Source organism: Serratia sp. AR11 (assembly GCF_056376275.1).
The window spans coordinates 525,006-544,717 of record NZ_CM150739.1; the positions used below are offsets into that span (position 1 = coordinate 525,006).

At 50.1% G+C, this 19,712-nt stretch carries 23 protein-coding genes and 1 pseudogene; 14 read left to right on the top strand and 10 right to left on the bottom strand.

Going from position 1 to position 19,712, the window contains the following annotated elements; all coding sequences use genetic code 11:
- Nucleotides 1–14: 14 nt before the first annotated feature.
- From ACSOSI_RS02425 to ACSOSI_RS02440, 4 genes are all read right to left on the bottom strand, one after another.
- Complete coding sequence (locus tag ACSOSI_RS02425) at nucleotides 15–107, bottom strand: putative zinc ribbon protein (protein WP_476706488.1); 93 nt, start codon at nucleotides 105–107, stop codon at nucleotides 15–17.
- Nucleotides 108–117: 10 nt separating this feature from the next.
- On the bottom strand, nucleotides 118–387 hold the full coding sequence (locus ACSOSI_RS02430; RefSeq protein WP_476706489.1) for a DUF7828 domain-containing protein: 270 nt from the start codon (nucleotides 385–387) through the stop codon (nucleotides 118–120).
- Between the two features lie 378 nt (nucleotides 388–765).
- On the bottom strand, nucleotides 766–981 hold the full coding sequence (locus tag ACSOSI_RS02435) for a helix-turn-helix transcriptional regulator (RefSeq protein ID WP_414062454.1): 216 nt from the start codon (nucleotides 979–981) through the stop codon (nucleotides 766–768).
- A gap of 121 nt (nucleotides 982–1,102) precedes the next feature.
- Nucleotides 1,103–1,744 (bottom strand): inovirus Gp2 family protein, encoded by a 642-nt coding sequence (locus ACSOSI_RS02440; RefSeq protein ID WP_476706490.1) that lies wholly within the window; start codon nucleotides 1,742–1,744, stop codon nucleotides 1,103–1,105.
- A 705-nt stretch (nucleotides 1,745–2,449) separates the two neighbouring features.
- Between ACSOSI_RS02440 and ACSOSI_RS02445 the strand changes: the two genes are divergently transcribed.
- The 10 genes from ACSOSI_RS02445 (at nucleotide 2,450) to ACSOSI_RS02490 (ending at nucleotide 9,251) form a co-directional block, all read left to right on the top strand.
- Nucleotides 2,450–3,331, top strand: a complete 882-nt coding sequence (locus ACSOSI_RS02445; RefSeq protein ID WP_476706491.1) for a hypothetical protein — start codon at nucleotides 2,450–2,452, stop codon at nucleotides 3,329–3,331.
- 95 nt (nucleotides 3,332–3,426) lie between these two features.
- Nucleotides 3,427–4,311: a GTPase family protein gene (locus ACSOSI_RS02450; protein WP_476706492.1), complete on the top strand. Its 885-nt coding sequence runs from the start codon at nucleotides 3,427–3,429 to the stop codon at nucleotides 4,309–4,311.
- A 247-nt stretch (nucleotides 4,312–4,558) separates the two neighbouring features.
- Complete coding sequence (locus tag ACSOSI_RS02455) at nucleotides 4,559–5,113, top strand: hypothetical protein (protein ID WP_476706493.1); 555 nt, start codon at nucleotides 4,559–4,561, stop codon at nucleotides 5,111–5,113.
- 2 nt (nucleotides 5,114–5,115) lie between these two features.
- Entirely contained in the window at nucleotides 5,116–5,607 is a 492-nt protein-coding gene (locus ACSOSI_RS02460) for a hypothetical protein (protein WP_476706494.1), read from the top strand.
- A gap of 54 nt (nucleotides 5,608–5,661) precedes the next feature.
- The gene (locus ACSOSI_RS02465; RefSeq protein WP_476706495.1) at nucleotides 5,662–6,018 is read left to right on the top strand and encodes a hypothetical protein; all 357 of its coding nucleotides are present in this window, start codon (nucleotides 5,662–5,664) and stop codon (nucleotides 6,016–6,018) included.
- 140 nt (nucleotides 6,019–6,158) lie between these two features.
- The gene (locus tag ACSOSI_RS02470; RefSeq protein WP_476707239.1) at nucleotides 6,159–6,980 is read left to right on the top strand and encodes a DUF932 domain-containing protein; all 822 of its coding nucleotides are present in this window, start codon (nucleotides 6,159–6,161) and stop codon (nucleotides 6,978–6,980) included.
- 156 nt (nucleotides 6,981–7,136) lie between these two features.
- On the top strand, nucleotides 7,137–7,526 hold the full coding sequence (radC, locus tag ACSOSI_RS02475) for a RadC family protein (protein ID WP_476706496.1): 390 nt from the start codon (nucleotides 7,137–7,139) through the stop codon (nucleotides 7,524–7,526).
- Between the two features lie 12 nt (nucleotides 7,527–7,538).
- Entirely contained in the window at nucleotides 7,539–7,847 is a 309-nt protein-coding gene (locus tag ACSOSI_RS02480) for a TA system toxin CbtA family protein (RefSeq protein WP_476706497.1), read from the top strand.
- Complete coding sequence (locus ACSOSI_RS02485) at nucleotides 7,844–8,332, top strand: hypothetical protein (protein ID WP_476706498.1); 489 nt, start codon at nucleotides 7,844–7,846, stop codon at nucleotides 8,330–8,332. Before ACSOSI_RS02480 ends, ACSOSI_RS02485 begins: the two co-directional genes overlap by 4 nt.
- An 82-nt stretch (nucleotides 8,333–8,414) precedes the next feature.
- On the top strand, nucleotides 8,415–9,251 hold the full coding sequence (locus ACSOSI_RS02490) for a DUF4942 domain-containing protein (protein WP_476707240.1): 837 nt from the start codon (nucleotides 8,415–8,417) through the stop codon (nucleotides 9,249–9,251).
- Nucleotides 9,252–9,555: 304 nt separating this feature from the next.
- Here ACSOSI_RS02490 and ACSOSI_RS02495 read toward each other — a convergent pair.
- Nucleotides 9,556–9,678, bottom strand: a pseudogene (locus ACSOSI_RS02495) (IS3 family transposase); the annotation flags it as partial.
- Between the two features lie 317 nt (nucleotides 9,679–9,995).
- Between ACSOSI_RS02495 and fic the strand changes: the two are divergent.
- The 3 genes from fic (at nucleotide 9,996) to ACSOSI_RS02510 (ending at nucleotide 12,467) form a co-directional block, all read left to right on the top strand.
- A complete protein-coding gene (gene fic / locus ACSOSI_RS02500; RefSeq protein ID WP_476706499.1) occupies nucleotides 9,996–11,072 on the top strand; it encodes a protein adenylyltransferase Fic in 1,077 nt (358 codons plus the stop codon).
- Between the two features lie 255 nt (nucleotides 11,073–11,327).
- On the top strand, nucleotides 11,328–11,963 hold the full coding sequence (locus tag ACSOSI_RS02505) for a carbonic anhydrase (protein WP_012005022.1): 636 nt from the start codon (nucleotides 11,328–11,330) through the stop codon (nucleotides 11,961–11,963).
- 207 nt (nucleotides 11,964–12,170) lie between these two features.
- Entirely contained in the window at nucleotides 12,171–12,467 is a 297-nt protein-coding gene (locus tag ACSOSI_RS02510) for a helix-turn-helix transcriptional regulator (protein ID WP_112363070.1), read from the top strand.
- A 147-nt stretch (nucleotides 12,468–12,614) separates the two neighbouring features.
- Here ACSOSI_RS02510 and ACSOSI_RS02515 read toward each other — a convergent pair whose 3' ends face one another.
- From ACSOSI_RS02515 to ascF, 4 genes are all read right to left on the bottom strand, one after another.
- On the bottom strand, nucleotides 12,615–13,733 hold the full coding sequence (locus tag ACSOSI_RS02515) for an HNH endonuclease (RefSeq protein ID WP_476706500.1): 1,119 nt from the start codon (nucleotides 13,731–13,733) through the stop codon (nucleotides 12,615–12,617).
- Nucleotides 13,734–13,987: 254 nt separating this feature from the next.
- Nucleotides 13,988–14,320, bottom strand: coding sequence for a hypothetical protein (locus tag ACSOSI_RS02520; RefSeq protein ID WP_476706501.1), 333 nt, complete (start codon nucleotides 14,318–14,320; stop codon nucleotides 13,988–13,990).
- A gap of 345 nt (nucleotides 14,321–14,665) precedes the next feature.
- Nucleotides 14,666–16,096 carry a 6-phospho-beta-glucosidase gene (locus ACSOSI_RS02525; RefSeq protein ID WP_261138673.1) on the bottom strand — a complete coding sequence of 477 codons (1,431 nt, stop codon included), beginning with the start codon at nucleotides 16,094–16,096 and terminating at the stop codon, nucleotides 14,666–14,668.
- Nucleotides 16,097–16,123: 27 nt separating this feature from the next.
- Nucleotides 16,124–17,575 carry a PTS cellobiose/arbutin/salicin transporter subunit IIBC gene (gene ascF / locus ACSOSI_RS02530; protein WP_476706502.1) on the bottom strand — a complete coding sequence of 484 codons (1,452 nt, stop codon included), beginning with the start codon at nucleotides 17,573–17,575 and terminating at the stop codon, nucleotides 16,124–16,126.
- A gap of 286 nt (nucleotides 17,576–17,861) precedes the next feature.
- Between ascF and ACSOSI_RS02535 the strand changes: the two genes are divergently transcribed.
- Nucleotides 17,862–18,896: a LacI family DNA-binding transcriptional regulator gene (locus tag ACSOSI_RS02535; protein WP_126501257.1), complete on the top strand. Its 1,035-nt coding sequence runs from the start codon at nucleotides 17,862–17,864 to the stop codon at nucleotides 18,894–18,896.
- On the opposite strand, the gene ACSOSI_RS02540 is transcribed toward ACSOSI_RS02535, so the two are convergent.
- Nucleotides 18,893–19,660 (bottom strand): AraC family transcriptional regulator, encoded by a 768-nt coding sequence (locus ACSOSI_RS02540; protein ID WP_012005034.1) that lies wholly within the window; start codon nucleotides 19,658–19,660, stop codon nucleotides 18,893–18,895. The genes ACSOSI_RS02535 and ACSOSI_RS02540 overlap by 4 nt on opposite strands.
- Between the last annotated feature and the right edge of the window lie 52 nt (nucleotides 19,661–19,712).

The window sequence follows — 19,712 nt, forward strand, 5'->3', positions numbered from 1 at the left end:
TGCCAGTTCACTTCTTAGATGCTGTAGATACCGGCCTGACACTTGTAACAGCGCTTAATGCCCTGATAATGGTCACCGCACCACACGCAGTACCAGAACATCGTCATCACATTGCATCTAGTCCGTTGAGCATATTGCGCAGCTTTTATGCCGAGCTTCAGCTTTCACTTCCGGGGCAAGAAGCGCGCAGTTGATGAGTACATCTTGGGCTATGGTCTGCTGGTCATGCTCAAACCAAGCTTCCTCAACTAGTGTGCCAACATTAAGTAACAATCGACACCCGCAGGCGGTGCAGCTCAAAGTGTCACCTTCCGTACTGGTAGCCTCTTTAGCTGTCACAAATCGTCCTGCGGAGGTATTCGCGATATAACACTTCATCATACGCATGTAACTCTCTCTGCTCCGGGTTTCCACGATAGGGAAAGCCTCGCCGGTCCCTCTGTGCTGTTGGAACCGCTATGGCAACGGGATCAATAGCGTTCTCCTTAGTAATACTGAACGCATTCCATGCAACACCAGTCAGCCTTCACAGATGGCAGGCTTAACGGTCGTAAGGGGTACGCTTTGACGGTGACTGCAGAGGTCAACCGCCCACGTGAAGCATGGGCAATAAAAGATTTGGCATACATGATGTTGTTCCTTACCGCCAGACAGCACGTAGGCGAAAGCCGTCCCTGTATGGGCAGGCTGGCTGTGTGCGTATGATGGAATGATTCAGTTCAGATGGATGGGCGGTGATTTAGCAGTAAATGGCTGAGTTGGGGATTACGAGCGGGACTGCGCAATACGCTGCTGCATCCAGGTTTCCACTTCGCTTTTGAGCCAGCGGGAGCTGCGCCCGAGCTTGATAGGCTTAGGGAAAGCACCATCCTGAATAAGTTTGTAGAACCACTTATCCGTCATTTTGGTATAGGTGGTGATGAATGCCATATCGACAAGCTCGTTGTTGTGCTGGAAGGGTAAATTATTCTGAGTTGTCATAATGACGGTCTCCATATGGAAGGTTGAGAGGTATGGAGATGTGCCGTACAGGTATGATTAACCGTTGGCACTTTCTCCTTCTCAACATCCACATGCGAGTAATAAAATACTGTCTTGACATTTACCCTTGAGAACAACCTAGATTACGCCTGCTGTCTGAGTGGTCTTTACTAAATTCTTTAGCCAGATACATCGCTCTTTGGGTTAATGCTTGGCAGTCAGTCTCAAAGTGAGGTTTATTACGATTTAAAGAATAAAACCCCCTGATAGGAAGATGGATAAGCCCATGATGGTTTTTTTCATGGTCATCACGTTTAATTGCCCGGATCCAGGCGTTAATCACGATTTGATAGATGCTGTAAAAATTAAACATCGGTTCTGTTTGTATTTTACCAGGCCAGGGATAGGCATCCTTGTTAAGTAGCAAAAGAACGTGATAGTGGTGCTTTGTTTCATCCTGATTGAGTTCCCGCACCCATACGAACCTTACCTTACAGGTCAGCGTTGTCTTACCTGCTTTTCTCTTGCGCTTAACGTCCTCTTTAATCTGGGATTTCACTGAGGCAATAAAGTTGGAAATAACATCGGGAGCGTCGTAATAGCGTGTAGGGCAGTCCATCCTTTCTTCTTCGTCGGGGAAGCGAAGGTCAAATCTGACAGCCATCACACGGGGATAGTCCGCAAGGGCTTTATCTACCGTTTCGCTGATCCTTTTGACATAGTATTCATTAGGCGTGCATTTATCTGATTTCTTTTTGTTCATTACGTTGAGTCCTTAGCTGATTGAGTTCAGTTCATCGGATCTCTGGTAATTTTCTACTGAGTGTCAGCCTCTCTTGTACTGACAGTACTCAAGTGCATACAGGTGGTTATGTCGTACTAATAGCTCTATTCATACCCCTATATCTTTAGATGACTTGATCTCCATTATTAACAATACGGAGACAAGGGCGAGTGGATAAAGGCAGTTTGCAATAGTAGAAGGATTCGCCAAAATCAGGCTTCGACGAGTCTGTAAACCTGCTGAAATCACTCCCGAGTTATCGTTGAACTTTTCGAGGGATTTAGCTCATATTCCTCTTGCGTTTATACGTTGTCTGAATGCTGTCTGAAGTGGATCAAAAAGCGTTAGGGCCTACAGTAATTTTTAACTGAAGAACGTATAGCCTCTTTCTGTATTGCAAAGCCTAAGTTGGTTTGCCAGAACAACGATCGGAGGATTTCTGACGCAGTAATCGGCAAGAGAGGTTGTGAGCAGGGCGAAATGGCTAAGTCTTCCATGCAATACAAAGCCCAGTAAAAAAATACTTAAAACAGCGAAAGGTTTGCACTGGCTACAGTAAAGGGGGGCAGAGGAGTCGAGTATCTTTCTTGTGTGTGTTAGAATATCTATATTAATATATCAACATGTTATGAAAAGTGCTGTACTATTTTGGATTGAAAAGGTGCTGCACCTTGAGAGGTAAAAATGCCCAGTAATAACCGGATAACCGTTAATCTCCCATCCAAGTCGCTCTACAGTGCTCTAAAAAAACTAGCTCAAAAGACGGATCTCACACTTTCAGGACTTGTGCAGAAAATCGTTATCGCCAGCCTCAGGTCTGATGCAACGGATACTTTTTTTCTGGAGGGATTACGCGCAGATACAAACACAGACGAAGTGAAGATACAAAAGCGGAATTTAACACGTATTCTCCATCACACCTTGTCGGTGCCGAAAGAAGGGTACACATCAGATAAGCTGGTTACGTTAAATGCCAGGTCAATAGTGCTACCTGATTATCAATATGCAGCCCCTGATGTAAAATTTACGAGGCATACTCAGTCTGGAACTTTGGGGGCTAATGTTAGTGATGAATTAAAAAAACTAATCCGAGAGTCACTGAAAGAGTATGTTAACAGTAGGGTGCCAATCATCATTGGTCAGCTTGGTGGCACACCAGATATTCTTCATTTATTCGTTAAGAAAGCAGTAGTTCGGTATTATCGTGATGACCATGGTTCCATCATATTTAAAATTCGACCTGAGTTGCATGCATTACCACTTTTCATTAATGATGCAATGAATAGTCGGCTTGACCTTCTTCAGGTCAAATTTAAACAGTTCAAGGATGTAGCCGTAAATGGTTGGGGTAACATGAAATATGAACGGTTGGTTTTAATAGATAACGCATCTACTTCTCGTTCGGGAGGGTATTTTGTTGGGGTTTCTTTATACAAGCTGGATTACATTACGGATGAATATAAGGATTTTCATTACATCGATATAAACAGCGATACTGGTTTGGAATCTGTAAATTACATGGTGCATATTCATCCCAGAGATGTGAAATTCAAAAGAATATCATAGCCTTTCGCTCCATAAATATTCAGACCTATATTATCTCCATGAGAACGGCAGCAGATTTTTCTGCCGTTTTGTAATTTCAAATCACGGAGGTTAATGTGCCAGATAAAACCGAACAAGGCATCGCTGCCTTGACACAACCACTATCCTTTTTCCCTGAATACCTCTCTCTTGCCATTCTCAAACATATACATCAGTGCATTCATTACGAGCCAACGATTGCCATTATGGGTAAAACCGGTGTGGGTAAATCCAGCCTCTGCAATACCCTATTTACTCCGCCACCCGCCAAAGTCAGCGCAGTCAAGGGGTGTACCCGACAGGTAGGGCGTTATCAACTGAGCCTTGCGCCGTATGCCTTACTCATTGTGGACTTTCCTGGAATAGGTGAAACGCCAGAACGTGACCGCATTTATAAACGGTTATATCAACATTGGCTGGATAAACTGGACTTGATTATCTGGGTGCTGAAAGCTGATGACCGGGCGTGGAATGATGATATCCGTTGCTATAATCAATTGATTTCTCAAGGGGCAGACCCCGCCCGTTTTCTATTCGTCCTCAACCAGGCCGATAAAATAGAGCCTTGCCGGGAATGGGATCTCGTCACTCACCAACCTTCTTTACTTCAGCAACAGCACCTGCAGCTAAAAATAGCGCAGGTCAATGCACTGTTTTCCACCCAGCATCCAGTTCTGGCCGTATCGGCGTCGGAGGGGTTCAATATGCTCCTCTGGGCCGAAACCTTCATTCGTGCTTTGCCGGATAACGCCAGCAGTGCGGTTACCCGTCAGCTTGAGCCTGAGTATCGTACGAAGAATGTTATCAACACAGCGCAGGACAACTTTGCCCGTGGAGTTGGCCATATTTTCGATGATGCGCTCTGTGCAATGCAAACCACTGGTGTGTTGGTCCGTCAGTTTAAACGGCTTCGCCAAAGGCTGCTTTCTGTTGTCCGTGCCGTCTGGTATCTCCTGTTCTGATTTCTCACGGTCAGCAGCTCACGCGTTCGATCTGTTTCGCCGATCGAACATAAAATAATAATAGCCCGAGGCTATTGAATTGTTATTTTTGATCGTTATTGTCGATAGGTTTCAACGATCGGTTTCGATTTATTGATCTTCACTAACGATTATCCCTCCTCTTTACATCCCGATACGATCCCCTCGCTGGGGAGGTCGTTTAATCCCAACATTTTCTAATTGATTATTAATAAAGGAATATTTCTCTATGTTGAAACCTTATCCGTTTCTCAAGCAAGACACCTACGCCTGGTGTTTGTCCATTGGCCTTCCAATACTCTGGGTACCCTTCGCCATTTTCTTTCCTAAAGAGATTGCCCTTGGCCTGTATATGGTGCTCTCCCTTATTTGGGTGCTGCTCGACCGACTCATTTTGATGAAACAAGAAAAACGCGCACCTTCATTTTTATATTTCCTATTACCGATGGTTTATCTGCGACAACGTGACGAGCGTCAGGGGAAACCCTGGCGTTTGTTACAGGTTTGGCTGATTTGTACCGTATTGTCAGCCGTGGCCGGTAATCATTTTAAAAAGCAGTCGGGCACCGAACAACTTGCACAGAGCGCTTGTTCTACTGTTACCCAGATCATGCAACGGGAAGGCATTGATGAACGTTGTGTTCGCGTAACGGATTTAAAGGAAGAGGTCAGCGGGCGTTTTTATCGGGCTCAGGCACTGATGAACACCGGCAACAAGGAGCCAATGACCATTGAAGTCAGGGTCAGGGATATTTATGTCGTATTACCCGAACTGGGGGAATGAAAATGACAAGTCAATTAAAAAGTATCGCCAGCGCTCTGCTGTTAAGCACCGGCTTGTTGCTGTCATGCATGAACGCTGCTCAGGCTGAAAATCAGCGCTGTGCAAAACCGGTCTTTTATGCGCAGACGGCCAACCATAAAAAAGAGGTGGAGATTTGTATCCTCACCCCGTCAGTGTTGTATTCGTTTGGCAAGACCGGCGCTACGTATAAAGAGATGGATATCACTGTTCCAGCGGCCAGCACCACTTACGCGTACCAGAGTAATCAGGCCATCAGTATTCAGGAATTTACCGTGCAAAATAGCGGCACAAGCTATCAGATTTCAGCTGGAACAAACGATGAGGGTGCTCCAGTAGCTTCACTTTATGTATTTAAGGGCGCTCCGGAAACCGGAAAACTGCTGGCAGAGATAAAACTCGACCCTCATACGGTGATGAACAACATCAGCCACGCATTGGCGGATGACGGGGTTGCCCAGGCTGATGGCATCTGATGCTGAATCTGGCCTATGCGTCAGAATACAAACCGTTGTTATTAAGGAATTTTAATGATGTTTAAAACCCTGCTTACCACCATGTTGCTTGCTCTAGCGCTTCCTGCGCTGGCGGATAATGCACCGCTGTCTGTTAATGCGAAGGAAACTTATCTCCCGAAAGTTAATTTTCCAGTCTGGCAACTGACGCTGACCAGCCTTGAAAATGACATCACTATCCAGTCAATCACCCTGAACCGGGGTAACTGTCTGATTTCAATGTCGGGGAGGGGACAGAATGTGAACAAACGTCTGGGGTACGGTCAGACGCTGTCCTTTACCACACCCAGTAACAGCAACTTCACGCAATGTCGTCCTCTGGAGCTAAGCGTACAAACCAGTAAAGGTGCCTTTACCTTCAACTGGAAATAACAGTGGTATTACAGCCTGGATAAAACGGGTCCAAAACCTCCACCGGTAAATACATAGCCAGTCATACATTACTGCACTGACAGGGCTGTTCCTCCTTCGGGAGGGGCAGCCCTTTTCTTTTTCTACCAGATAAGGATTTAATCATGAAATTAGCCAGCCGCTTTGGTGCGGTCAATCTCGTTCGCCGCGATCGTCCGTTAACCCGTGATGAACTTGCGCATTACGTTCCCAGCGTATTCAGCGAAGAGAAACACGAGTCGCGCAGTGAGCGATATACGCATATCCCGACTATTTCACTTTTAGACAACCTGCAGCGTGAAGGCTTCCAGCCGTTCTTTGCCTGTCAAACCCGCGTACGTGACCCAAATAAACGCGAGCATACCAAGCATATGCTGCGCCTGCGCCGCACCGGACAAATCACCGGGCATCAGGTGCCGGAAATAATCCTCCTCAATTCCCACGACGGCTCCAGCTCGTATCAGATGCTGCCGGGGCTCTTCAGGTCAGTTTGCCAAAATGGGTTGATTTGCGGTGAGAGTTTTGGGGAAGTGCGCGTGCCACATAAAGGCAACGTGGTGGAGAAGGTTATCGAGGGAGCATACGAAGTATTGGGGATATTTGATCGGGTAGAGGAGAAACGCGACGCCATGCAATCTCTGTTGTTACCGCCACCTGCACAACAAGCGCTGGCAAAGGCTGCGTTAACCTATCGCTTTGGCGAGGAGCATCAGCCAGTGACCGAATCACAAATTCTCAGTGCTCGTCGCTGGCAGGATGAAAGTACCGATCTCTGGACCACATATCAGCGTATCCAGGAAAACCTGATCAAAGGTGGACTGTTGGGGAGAACGACCAAAGGCAAGCGTGCCCACACTCGCGCCGTGAAAGGTATCGATGGCGATGTGAAGCTCAACCGCGCCCTTTGGGTTATGGCTGAAAACATGCTGGAGCTGGCCTCCTGATCCTTCTCTTATCTATTTTAAATTCACTGAATGTCATCCCGATAAGGCTGCTATTTCACCGGATAGCGGCTTTTCTTTTTTATTGGAGTTAGCCACATGCAATATCAAACCCACCAGCGCGTTATCCAGATGGCGCTGACCTTGCTTGAAAAGTAGATGAAACAGAAACCCATTGGCTTCAACTCCAGCGCTGAGACGTTGCAGTACCTGCGTCTGCAACTGGAGCAACTCGAACGCGAGGTGTTTATGGTGCTGTATCTGGATGCTCAGCACCGCCTCATTGCCAGTGAAACGACGTCATTGGGCACCATCAACGCCACCTCTGTTTATCCAAGGGAAATCATCAAATGTGCCTTAGGCCACAACGCGGCCGCTGTGGTTTTTGCACACAACCACCCATCGGGAACTGCAGAGCCCAGCAGTGCAGACCGTTCCGTGACAGAACGCTTGATCGAAGCATCAACTCTGATGGGTATCAAGGTGCTGGATCATGTCGTCATCGGAAACGGTGAATCGATATCTTTCGCCGAACGCGGCTGGCTGTGAGGATATAGTCTGATGACTTCAATTTCTAAAGCAGTGACACCGACTGAAGCCTGGCAAACTCTGCTGGCATATCTGTTCCAGCAACATTACGGCCTGACGCTAAACGATACGCCGTTCAGTGAAAGCCGGGTTATACAGGAGCATATCGATGCGGGGATCTCGCTGGCAGATGCGGTGAATTTCCAGGTTGAACGCTATGCACTGATTCGGACAGACCGCGATGGTTTTTCCTGGGAAGAGCCTTACCTCAACGTCGTCGATGTTCTACGTGCGCGGCGGGCTACCGGAATATTTTCTCAGACAAAAGGGGAGAGGCCATGAACGATAACACTTCTTCCAATACTGGATTATATCGTATCAAACAGGTTCAGGAAGCTGAACCAGACGCGTGGCTGGATCTATGCAGGGCCGTGACTTCCGCTTATCGCTACATAAGAACGCAATCGCAAACCACAGGCCATCTCAGCCTGACCATTTGCGAGCATTCAGGTAATACGTCGCTACGGTTTGACGATAGTTTAATTGGTCTAGGCGTCATTTCGTTTAACGGAAGTGGAGCCCGCCAGCAGGCAGGGGATGCATTTATACTGACTCGCGGAATGCATCAAACAGCCGACTATCGCTGCAATACCAATAACCTGCCTTATGGTTTTTTGGTCAGGGTGGTTATTCTATTAGCTTACTACTATTGCCCTGCCACCTGGCAGATAAATACTGATATTCCCCTCTCTGATTGGCAACAAACAGCTGACTGGATCGCTAAGTATCTAAATCTTGCGAGCCGCATTCCTGATTTGAACGCCTGATTTTTCTTGTCTCAACTCTACCAGCATAATGCGCCAGCCATTCCCGGCAGGCGTGTTTGTTTTTGTTCATGGAAAACTAATGATGCAAACAGAACATGAAGTACTTACTGACCATACTGAACTCATCTGCTCGACCAATATCGAGCGGATCGTTTCCGGACGTAACGCAGCGCTGGCACAGACTGAAGCCCTTATCTGCCAGCTTGAAGGCATCTCGGCAACCACCAGCAGCATTGGCGGTGGAGTTGCAAGAGACTGGGCCATGCGACAAGACTTTCGCTGTGGCTGCTGGCTTATGGAGAAAGCAGAAACGGCAATGAAGGTGGTTACCTGCAATCTTGATCGCGGTATATGGCGAGATTTGATGAAGAAATCGGGAATGCTCAGTTTGATGGATGCCCAGGCAAGGGACCAGTGGAACAAAAACCTTGAGGGGGAGAATATTCCTGCCATCAGCGAAGCGAATATTCTCAGCACCTTTGAGCAGTTGCATCTCAACAAAATGGATGTCTTTGAGCGTGGCATTATCAACGTCTTCAAAGGGCTATCGTGGGATTACAAAACTAATAGTCCGTGCAGTTTTGGAAAGAAGATCATCATCAATAATCTGGTAACTCACAATCGCTGGGGTTACAGCCTTAACTGGGGCTGGCGTAGAGACCAGTTAGCCGATTTGGAGCGCATGTTATTTTTGCTGGACGGAAAACCGATTCCTGACAACCGGGGCGATATTACTACCCGACTCATGGAACATGTGCGTGATCACCCGAGCCAACAGTCTTATGAAGATGATTACTTCAATATTAGATATTTCCAGAAGGGTACCGGGCACTTGACGTTTAAGCGCCCAGAGCTAATCGACAAGATGAATGACATCATTGCGAAACACTACCCCGGAATGTTAGCGCAAAGCATCTAATCTAGGCATTTCTAAAATCTGTTTTTCTTCAGAAAAATCACGTAAAATCTCAAAACCACAAATTCACTAACTTATTGATTTAATGTTGTTTTATGTAAAAATCAATTGAGTATATAAGTGAGTATACATAGTGGTTGTGTCTTGATCTATTTACTTATAATTCAGATGGTTGAAAGTGATTGGCGAGTCCGGCCTTCGCACCATTAGTACAGCGCGAACAAGAAGCCACCGAAAGGTGGTTTTTTTGTGCCTGAAATTTGGCATGGTGGAGTGCCCCCGTTCCGGTAGACAGTTTCTGTCCTCGCGGCGAGGCCTTTTCGAAGACCTCAGGGCTGACGCCACCGAGATGGCTATGGTGCCGGGTACGGCTGTAGCACACTTCAATGTAATCGAAGATATCCACCCGGGCCATGTCCTGATTTTTATAGTGAGTTAACCCAACGGGCAGTAAAACTCTCGGCAGTGCAATCAATTTATGCAGGCAAGCTACGCTGCATATCCAGATAGGTCGATAAAAATGACCTTTTCAAACCTAATCCCCCAACGTGTTTATGACAGCGGCATATTCCGACTCTGTGTCGATGAAATTCGTTTTTTTAAACATATGGCTGGGATAGATCCAGGGTATCGACAGGTTCCGCTGATATATCGATAAAATGCAATTTTTTAAACATGATGGCGTGACATGTTTATGGCATCGACATAAGATGGCTATATGTCGATGAAAACGGTTTTTATAAACATATGAACTGGGATCCAGAAACTCCTTACAACGATTTGCCGATACTGCCGCCCGATCTGGAGCGTGTTGAAACGCGCAATGTACTCAAAGCGTGCATAAGTGCGCGCGCAGCGATCGCAGAGTTGAAAACTGCAGGTGAGCTGATCCCCGATCAAGGTTTGCTGATAAATATCCTTCCTATGCTGGAAGCGAAAGACTCTTCACGCATTGAGAATATCGTGACTACCAGCGATCAGCTCTTCCAGTATGCAGATCGCGCAGATGGCGCAGATCCGGCCACCAAGGAAGCGCTGCGCTATCGTACAGCACTTTATGATGGCTACACCCACCTCGAGGCTTATCCGCTCTGTACAAACACCGCGATAACTATCTGTACCAAATTACGCGCAGTGCAAACCGATATCAGGAAAACGCCGGGTACGGTATTGCGCGATCAGAACAAAAACGCTGTGTACACCCCCCCCGTGGGTGAAGACGTTATTTGTAACTTACTGGCGAATTGGGAGCGATTCATACACGGCGATGATGATTTAGATCCACTAGTAAAAATGGCTATTGCGCACTATCAGTTTGAGTGTATTCATCCCTTTCCTGACGGGAACGGGCGAACGGGCCGTATCCTGAATATCTTGTATTTGATTCAGACTGGGCTGCTTTCGCTGCCTATTCTGTATTTATCTCACTTCATCCTGGAGCGGCGTGACGATTACTACATGCTCCTGCGCAGGGTGACAGAAGAGGGGGATTGGGAATCATGGATCTTGTTTATGCTGGAGGCGATAGAGAACACGTCTCGGTGGACGACTGACAAGATATCGATTGTTCGGGCATTGATGGCAGAAACCACAGAATATGTGCGCGAGAAGTTGCCGAAAATTTACACCCATGAACTTATCCAGGCGCTTTTTGCGCAGCCGTATTGCCGGATCGATAACCTTGTGGAACGCGGTGTAGCCAAGCGCCAGACGGCATCAACGTATCTTAAGCAACTGGTAGAAATTGGTATTCTGGAGGAAATGAGAGTTGGCCGTGAAAAGCTGTATATCAACACCAGGCTGCTACAGGAATTGAATCAGTAGTTATATACCCATTAAGGTAGGGGCAACGACCCATCCGTGCTCAATAAGTGGGGGGAGTTCACGGTCACCCCCTCAATTAAAGAATGCGCAGAGAGCGGTTATCCCCAATTTAACCGCGTTGCCGCTACTCGTCATTGCCACTTTTGCGGGCAGGTTCCGCAGTCCCTTGAACGTTCATTTCCTTCTAAGAGGTGCTGGACTAACCGGGAGTGATGATTATCATGTTATCGATACTACCGATCCAGAGAGCGTGTTATGCAACATATCATTGAAGGTTTCCTCAGCTTCCAGAAAGAGATTTTCCCACAGCGTAAGGAACTCTTCCGCAGCCTTGCCTCCAGCCAGAACCCTAAAGCGCTTTTTATTTCGTGTTCTGACAGCCGCCTGGTGCCCGAGCTTGTGACTCAGCAAGACCCGGGGCAGCTTTTCGTTATCCGTAACGCAGGCAACATCGTCCCTTCCTTTGGCCCGGAACCGGGCGGCGTGTCGGCGACCATCGAATACGCGGTGGTAGCACTGGGCGTCACGGATATCGTGATTTGCGGCCACTCGAACTGTGGCGCCATGAAGGCGATAGCCTCTTGCCAGTGCCTTGACCCGATGCCTGCTGTGGCCCACTGGCTGCACTATGCGGACGCGGCCAAAGCGGTGGTAGAGAAGAAAACCTGGGATAACGAAATCGACAAAGTTAACGCTATGGTCGAAGAGAACGTCATCGCCCAGCTAAATAATATTAAGACTCACCCGTCCGTTGCCGTGGGGCTGCGCAACAACGGCCTGCGCCTGCACGGCTGGGTGTACGACATCGAAAGTGGCGAGATCCGCACGCTGGATAAAAATACGAAGAATTTCGTGTCACTGGCGGATAACCCCGCAGTTCACTTCGAATAAAGCGATGCCTGGCCTTGGCTATGAAATTGAATCCACGTTTCGGCGTGGATTTTTTTATGAATAAATTTAGCCAAGATAACAGCCTTTAGGCTGTATCTATAATTAAACACCCTATAAGCTGTATTTTGCATTTACAGCCTGTGGGGTGTAATGTGAACAATACAGCTTATAATCTGTACACAGCGATAAGACAGCGAGCCGCTATCTATGAATACCGTCTATCCGTTAAAAACACTAAGCCAGCTACGTCCTTTACTGGTGGGTTTTCGTAAAGCAAAAGGCCTGACGCAAAAAGACGTCTCTGAGAGGCTGGGCGTAACCCAGCAGACCTATGCACGCCTGGAGTCAAACCCTACATCAGCCAGTCTGGAACGCCTGTTTAGGGTGTTTAATGTGCTGGGTATTGAAATGGTGTTTTCATCAGAGCTTACCTCTCCGGGATGTGAAACCGAGGAAGCCTCTGCCGAACATAAAAACTCACCCGCCAGGCGGGAACAGTGGTGATGATATTCGTCGTTTGCAAAAACGGTTTTCTAATCACAGCAAAATAAGGGCAGAGGATGATGTGGGGAAAAGATGATCCTTTTTTAGACCCCGATCTTTAAACACCACCCTTGAAACACTTCTGCTCAAATAGTTTTTAAATAATGGCTATTTAAAATTGGCTTCTTTCAGCTCCAACTTCACCATCAAAGTCTGATTCAGCGTCTTCCCATCAACCCCACTATGGATCCGACGGTGGCAGGTAGGGCAGATGGCACCAACCCACTGGGGGTGATCGGGGCCTTCATCGGCTAGGCGTTTTGTGTGATGAGGTTCCAAGTAGGGGTCGCCATTTTTTTTCTGGAACGGTGCGGGTTGTTCGCATGACTCACAGATGCCGTTAGCGCGTTGAAGTACGTATTTTTTCACGTCCTCGCTGCGTTTAAACCAAGAATTTTTGCTGTCACTTTCTTTACGCTGGCCCGTCATCATGGATGATTTTATGGCCTTGGCACGTAGCTGCTCGAGCGTTTCTTTCTTTTGGTCTATTTCTGATGTAGTGGTGTCATTGTCAACGTCTTGAGCGGAAGATACCCGGAATAAATTAAAAACGATCCCTTGCCTCATTTTTTTCTCGGTATCTAGACATTGGGTGTAATTCCATGAATCGCACTCAAACAATCCAACAAATTTTACGCCAGTACGTTTTTTATTATATTCAAATAAAAGTATATCCCTACCATTATCTTTATGGTCTCGGATATGTTTATTACCGTTGGTAAACGCCATATCACCGTTTTGGCCTTCTCCCGTGTAGGAAAAATGGTCGTCGTTAGACCATCCGTCTTTGTACCCATGAGTTTCGCCAGCTTCGCCAGTAAAAATGAAGATCACGGGGAATTCTTTGGGTGTCGATATTCCGCCCTGCTCTTGCCCGCCATAGAGGTCGTGGAGGTCTTTACGTTTGTAAAGCTCACCTTTTTCTAATTTCTGCAGAGGGTGCGGTGTCTCAATCACCTCGAAGCCAAGGTTTTTAAACGCTTGGATGATTATTTCTAAATCAACACTGAATTTTATTTTCTCTGACGGTTCTCCAAGTTGGAGAATATAAGCTGCTGTAGCGATCCCATTAATGTCGTACAGAGATTTATTATAACGGACCTTGTGTGTTCTTATTTTTTCAATTTTATTTTTTTTAAGGAAATTATCATAACCTTGGTTGTTATATTCCTTGATTGCGTCTAAAACAGCCTCTTTAGAAGATAACATCGCGATCTTAATAGCCAAAACATTTCCCTCATTGCAGAACAGATTCTGATCAATGCGTTTGCGTACTGCCAGCGGCCATGCGTCGTCACCCAGCAGTTAACTCATCGATTTATCGAATGCGTTAACTATGCCAGGCCACGGGGGAAATGCCTACCTTCGTGAATGTGTTTATCGTGATATGTCAGTCAGATCTATGAGATTTACCGGAGTGATAAGAACGGCACAAAACTAATGCCGTTCTTATTATTGATTTTGGCTTTTATTTTAACTTATCAGCTCTGGCACTCCATCTCACGCAGTGCACGGCCATAGAGGTTGCAAAGTGCTGGCACCAAGTGAGCCGTCGCGTTGAGGTAGTGAGTTAGCTGTTCCCACTGGGTGTCGTCGGGTTGCGGGTGCTTTTGCATAAGGTCACCAAACAGCATCAGGCCGTGGCAGAGTCCTTCGGCCTGCTCGGCGGAGAGGGCGGCAAGGTCTAAGAGTTGCGTTGCGTCTAGGGTGCTGAGATCGAGCTGATTGAACAGTTGGCGATAGAGGGGGAGGGTACTTGGCGCTGTTTCAGGTGTGCTTGTTGGAGAGGTGTTTTCCATATCGGTCATTTCCATTGGGGAGAGAAATACCGCTACCAGAAGAGACGCTAAACTCGGGGTGGTAGCTCGAGCGGAGTTAGCGTAACCGGCCCCAACGGATCCCGGCCTTCCCGGAGGAAGCACCACCCGAGCCACCATTGTTTGGGTGCGCATCGGCATGCCCGAATTTATACCATATTCGAGCAGGGTTGGGGGATTCGGAACGCTAACTCCGGCTGCGGAATGTGCCGCAGCCAACAGACTATACCTCTGACAGAAAGGCGAAAAAACAGCCTGTACAGAATTACAGGGGCTTACTGCTCAGTCTGGAATACGGCTCGCAACAATCGCCTTTAGCAACCTTTATCGCACCCACCCCCATCACCCCAAATCGGCCCCATTACTGGCAATCACTCGTTTGTACCACCAGAAAGACTTCTTGCGGGTACGGGCGAGGGTGCCGTTGCCGTTGTCGTCGCGGTCGACGTAAACCAGGCCATAGCGCTTGCTCATTTCCCCGGTCGATGCCGCCACCAGGTCAATGCAGCCCCAGGTGGTGTAGCCCATCACCGGCACGCCGTCGGCGATGGCGTCGGCCATGGCGCGGATGTGTTCCCGCAGGTAGCTGATGCGGTAATCGTCGGCTATCTCGCCGTCGGCATTGAACTCGTCGTGAGCGCCCAGGCCGTTTTCCACCAGAAACAGTGGTTTTTGGTAACGGTCGTACATCATGTTCATGGTGATGCGCAAACCCAGTGGGTCGATACCCCAGCCCCAGTCGCTGCGCGGAATATGCGGATTGGTCAGGGATTTCACCACGTTGGCGGCGCTGCTGTTGTTGTCGTTCATATCGGCAGAGGCGCAGCGCGAGGCGTAATAGCTGAAGGAGACAAAATCGACGGTGTTCTTCAGGATCTCGCTGTCGCCTTCTTCCATCGCGATGCTCACGCCTTTCTCGCGGAATACCCTGGCAGAGTAAGAAGGGTAGGCGCCGCGGGCCTGCACATCGATAAAGAACAGGTTCTCGCGGTCTTTCTCCAGCGCGGCCCACACGTCTTCCGGCTTGCTGGACCAGGGGTAAAAATTGCCGCCGGCCAGCATGCAGCCCACCTGGTTGGCGGGGTTCACCTCGTGCGCGATGCGCGTCGCCAGCGCACTGGCCACCAGTTCGTGATGTATGGCCTGGTATTTTACCTGCTCGGGGTTCTCGCCTGCTTCAAACACTAGTCCTGCGCCGGAAAACGGGCTGTGCAGCACAATGTTGATCTCGTTGAAGGTGAGCCAGTATTTCACCAGCCCGTCGAAGGCTTCAAAACAGGTGCGGGCATAGCGGGTGAAAAACTCTACCATCTTGCGGCTGCGCCAGGAGCCATACTCGGTCACCAGGTGCATCGGCACGTCGAAATGGCACAGGGTCACCAGCGGCTCGATGCCGTATTTGCGGCACTCTTCGAACAGGCTGCGGTAGAAGGCGATGCCTTCCGGGTTGGGCGTCAGCTCGTCGCCGTTCGGGTAAATCCGGCTCCAGGCGATGGAGGTGCGGAATACGCTAAAGCCCATCTCCGCCATCAGCGCAATGTCGTCGCGGTAGCGGTGGTAAAAATCAATGGCGTCGTGGCTTGGGTAAAACTCGTCTTCACGCAGGGTAAAGCGCTTCTCCAGGCCGAGCTTCACCGGCATGCGGTTGGGGCCATGCGGGATCATGTCAACCGTGGTCAGCCCTTTCCCGCCCTCCAGATAGCCACCTTCAGACTGGTTGGCGGCCAAGGCGCCGCCCCATAAAAACCCTTGCGGGAATGTCGAATCAGACATGAAATCCTCTGTAACTTAAATAGTGCTTCATTGGGTATTCGCGGCGTTAACGGTATTCGTCGCCGGGGCCGGGGGCGCGGTTTGAGCCTCTTCGCTTTCCGGGATGTCTTCGAAGCCCAAAAGCAGCGTGAGCACGAACGACAGCACCACGGCGAGCACCATCACGCCGCCGACCCAGACAATGCTCATCGGGTTGGTCGGGTCGAAGAACTGCACGCTGGTGAACAGGCCGGGCGAAGCCATCGAATGGCTGGCCAATCCACCGATACCGGCGACGGCACCGCAGATAAAACCGCTGATCAAACTGGCGATCAACGGGCGCTTAAGCCGCACTGCCACGCCGTATAGCGCCGGTTCGGAAATGCCCGCGACAATGGCGGAAGCGGCAGCGGCCAAGGCGGTCTGGCGCAGTTCGCGGTTCTTGGTTTTGAACGCCACCGCCAGCGAAGAGCCGCCGAGCGACAGGTTGGCACCAATCTCCGAAGGCATCACCATGCCCTCTTTGCCGGTTTCGGCGATGGTCTGAATGATGGTTGGTGTGAATACGCGGTGCATGCCGGTCATCACCAGCAGCGGCCAAATGGCCCCCATAATGGCGACGGAAAGCCAGCCCAGGTAGCCATGCACGGTGTACACCAGCGCCGAAATCCCGCTGCCGATCCAGATGCCGACCGGGCCGATAAACACAATCGCGATCGGCGCGGCAATCAGCACAATCAGCATCGGCTTAAGGAAGTTCTTGGTCACCGCCGGGGTGATGCGGTCAACCCAGCGCTCGATGTACGACAATATCCAGGTCATCACCAGCGCGGGGATCACCGTGTAGGTGTATTTCACCGCTGTCACCGGGATATAGGCGAACTCCACCGCCTGGCCCTGCGCCGCCTTGGCCATCAGGTCGATAAAGTTGGGGTGCAGCAGCACCCCGGCAATGGCGATCGCCAGCGACATATTGGTTTTGAATTTCAGCGCCGCAGAGGCGGCCACCATCACCGGCAGGAAGAAGAACGCGCCGTCGCCAATCACGTTCAGTATCACCAGGGTCGACGAGCCTTTTTCGAACACGCCGAACATATCCAGGATCATTGCCAGCAGTTTCACCATCGAACCGCCGATGATGGCCGGGATCAACGGCGACATGGTGCCGATCAGGGCGTCGAGAATGCCGGCACCAATGCCTTTCAGGGTGATTTTGCGTTTTGCCGGAGTGGCGGTGGGGGTGTTACCCGGCATGCCTAGCGCCAGCACCGCCTGATAAGCCTTCGACACTTCATTGCCGATGATCACCTGGCATTGCTCACCGCTGTGCACCACGCCCAATACGCCATTAATGGCTTTCAGCGCCGGGGGGTCGATCAGCGCCTGGTCTTTCACCACGAACCGCAGGCGGGTCATGCAGTGGGTCACGGCTTCAATATTGGTGAGGCCACCCAGCGCCTTCACGATAGCGGGTGAGATCTCTGCGTAATTCTTCGGCATGGAATTATCGTCTCTTTAGATAGGAATTCGGATTGCCCAAAGGCGAACTTTTATTGCCTGGGCGATCCGCCGTTCCATCTGAATGAAACGCCCATAAGAAACCGGTTTCACAAAATCATGATGTGATATTTGTTTGGTGGCAAGAATTATGATTTTTTGGTTTTTTGTTTCGTGATGGTGGTCACTTTTGGTTCAGGGGTGGCGACGGGAGCGGGCGTGAAAACATTTCAAACCGGGGGCGTCTTGGGTAGACTGCGCTGACTCAATCGACTTTGACGGCGCAGAGATGGCAACAATACTTGAGGTAGCGAACAGGGCGGGCGTGTCGAAAGCGACGGTGTCCCGCGTGTTGTCCGGCAGCGGCTACGTCAGTCCGGAGAAGCGTGAACGGGTGGACAAAGCCATCGCCGAAACGGGTTACCGGCCCAATCTGCTGGCGCGCAATCTGGCGACCAAAACCACCCAGACCATCGGGCTGGTGGTGACCAATACGCTGTACAGCGGTAACTACTTCAGCGAGCTGATGTTTCAGTCGGCGCGCATCATGGAAGAGCACGGCCGCCAGTTGATTTTGGCGGACGGCAAGCACACCGCCGCAGAAGAAAAAGCCGCCATTGAATACCTGCTGGATATGCGCTGCGACGGCGTGATCATCTACCCGCGTTTTCTGTCGATTAGCGAAATGGACGAGATCATCTCCCGGCACAAGCAGCCGATCCTGGTCATCAACCGTCGGCTCAGGCTGAACGACAGCTACTGTATTTTTAGCGATCAACACGCCGCCAGCGCGACGGCGGTGCAGCAGCTGATCGAGCGGGGGCATCGCGATATCGCTTTTATCACCGGCTCGCTGGATTCCCCCACCGGGCTGGAGCGGCTCTCAGGCTACAAATCTGCGCTGGCGGAACATGATATTGACGTAAAAGACGCGCTGATTGTCGAAGGGAAGTGGAACGCGCAAAGCGGCATGGCGGCGGTCGATAAGCTGTTGGCCGGCGGCCACGCCTTTAGCGCGATTGTTGCCAGCAACGACGAAATGGCCATCGGCGCGATTAAGCGGCTGACGGAATGCCAAATCCCGGTGCCATCCGCCGTGTCGGTGATAGGTTTCGATGATATTCCACTGGCCCCTTATACCATTCCCTCACTCTCCAGCATGAAAATGCCGGTGTCCGAAATGATCAAGGAAACCATCCATCGGCTGGTGTCGATGCTGGACGGCGGCGAACTGAGCAAGCGCCCCACTTTCCCGGCCAGCCTGATGCTGCGTGATTCGGTAGCGGCGGGGCCTTATTGGTTGGCAGATAAGGCGCGCGGTTAACGGCGGATCAGCATATAGGCGCGCGGCGAACTGCCGGTCATATTTTTAAAGAAGGTTGAGAAGGCGCTGTCGCTGGAGAATTCAAGCTTACCGGCGATATCGGATAGACCGTATCCCTCCGCCAGCAGCTCGATGGCTTTGATCAAACGCCATTGCTGGCGCCACTGCTGGTAGCTCAATCCGGTCTCCTTGCGAAAGATACGGCTGATGGTTTTCTCCGAAGCGCCGCTGTAGCGCGCCAGCTCATTGAGCGGCGGCACCTCCTCCATGCCGGCCAGTTGCCGTAAGCGGCGGTCCTTGGGCAGCGGCAATAAGGTCAGTTCGCGCTGTGCATGCCGTATTTCGTCCAGGCATACGGCAAGAATATTGGCGCTGGGGCCGCTTTCCCACTGGGTGGTAAAGTCGGCGAGGGCGATCCGCTCCAGCACTTCCCGCAGCAAAGAAGAGGCCGACAGCACTTCCAGATGGGGCGAAAGGCCGGGGTAGCGGTGGTTGTCGAGATAAACCGAGCGATAACCCGCCACGCCGGTAACCTGAACACGGTGCACCACCAACGGTGGGATCCAGGCAATGCGCGCCGGCGGCAGGAGGCAAATGCTTTCATTCAGCGTGATGCGCATACAGCCCCGTTGGCTGAACAGCAACTGCCCCATGTTGTGCCAGTGCGGCCCGGAATCATGTTGCGCCAGCTCGGCCGCAATGCCTAACACGCTATTGTTGATAGCATCGGGATCAAATTCATCCTGTGCGCTGAGCCATGCCATAAGTCTGTCCGATTTTATAAGTTTTTTGTCTTTTATATTGTAATGGTCGGAG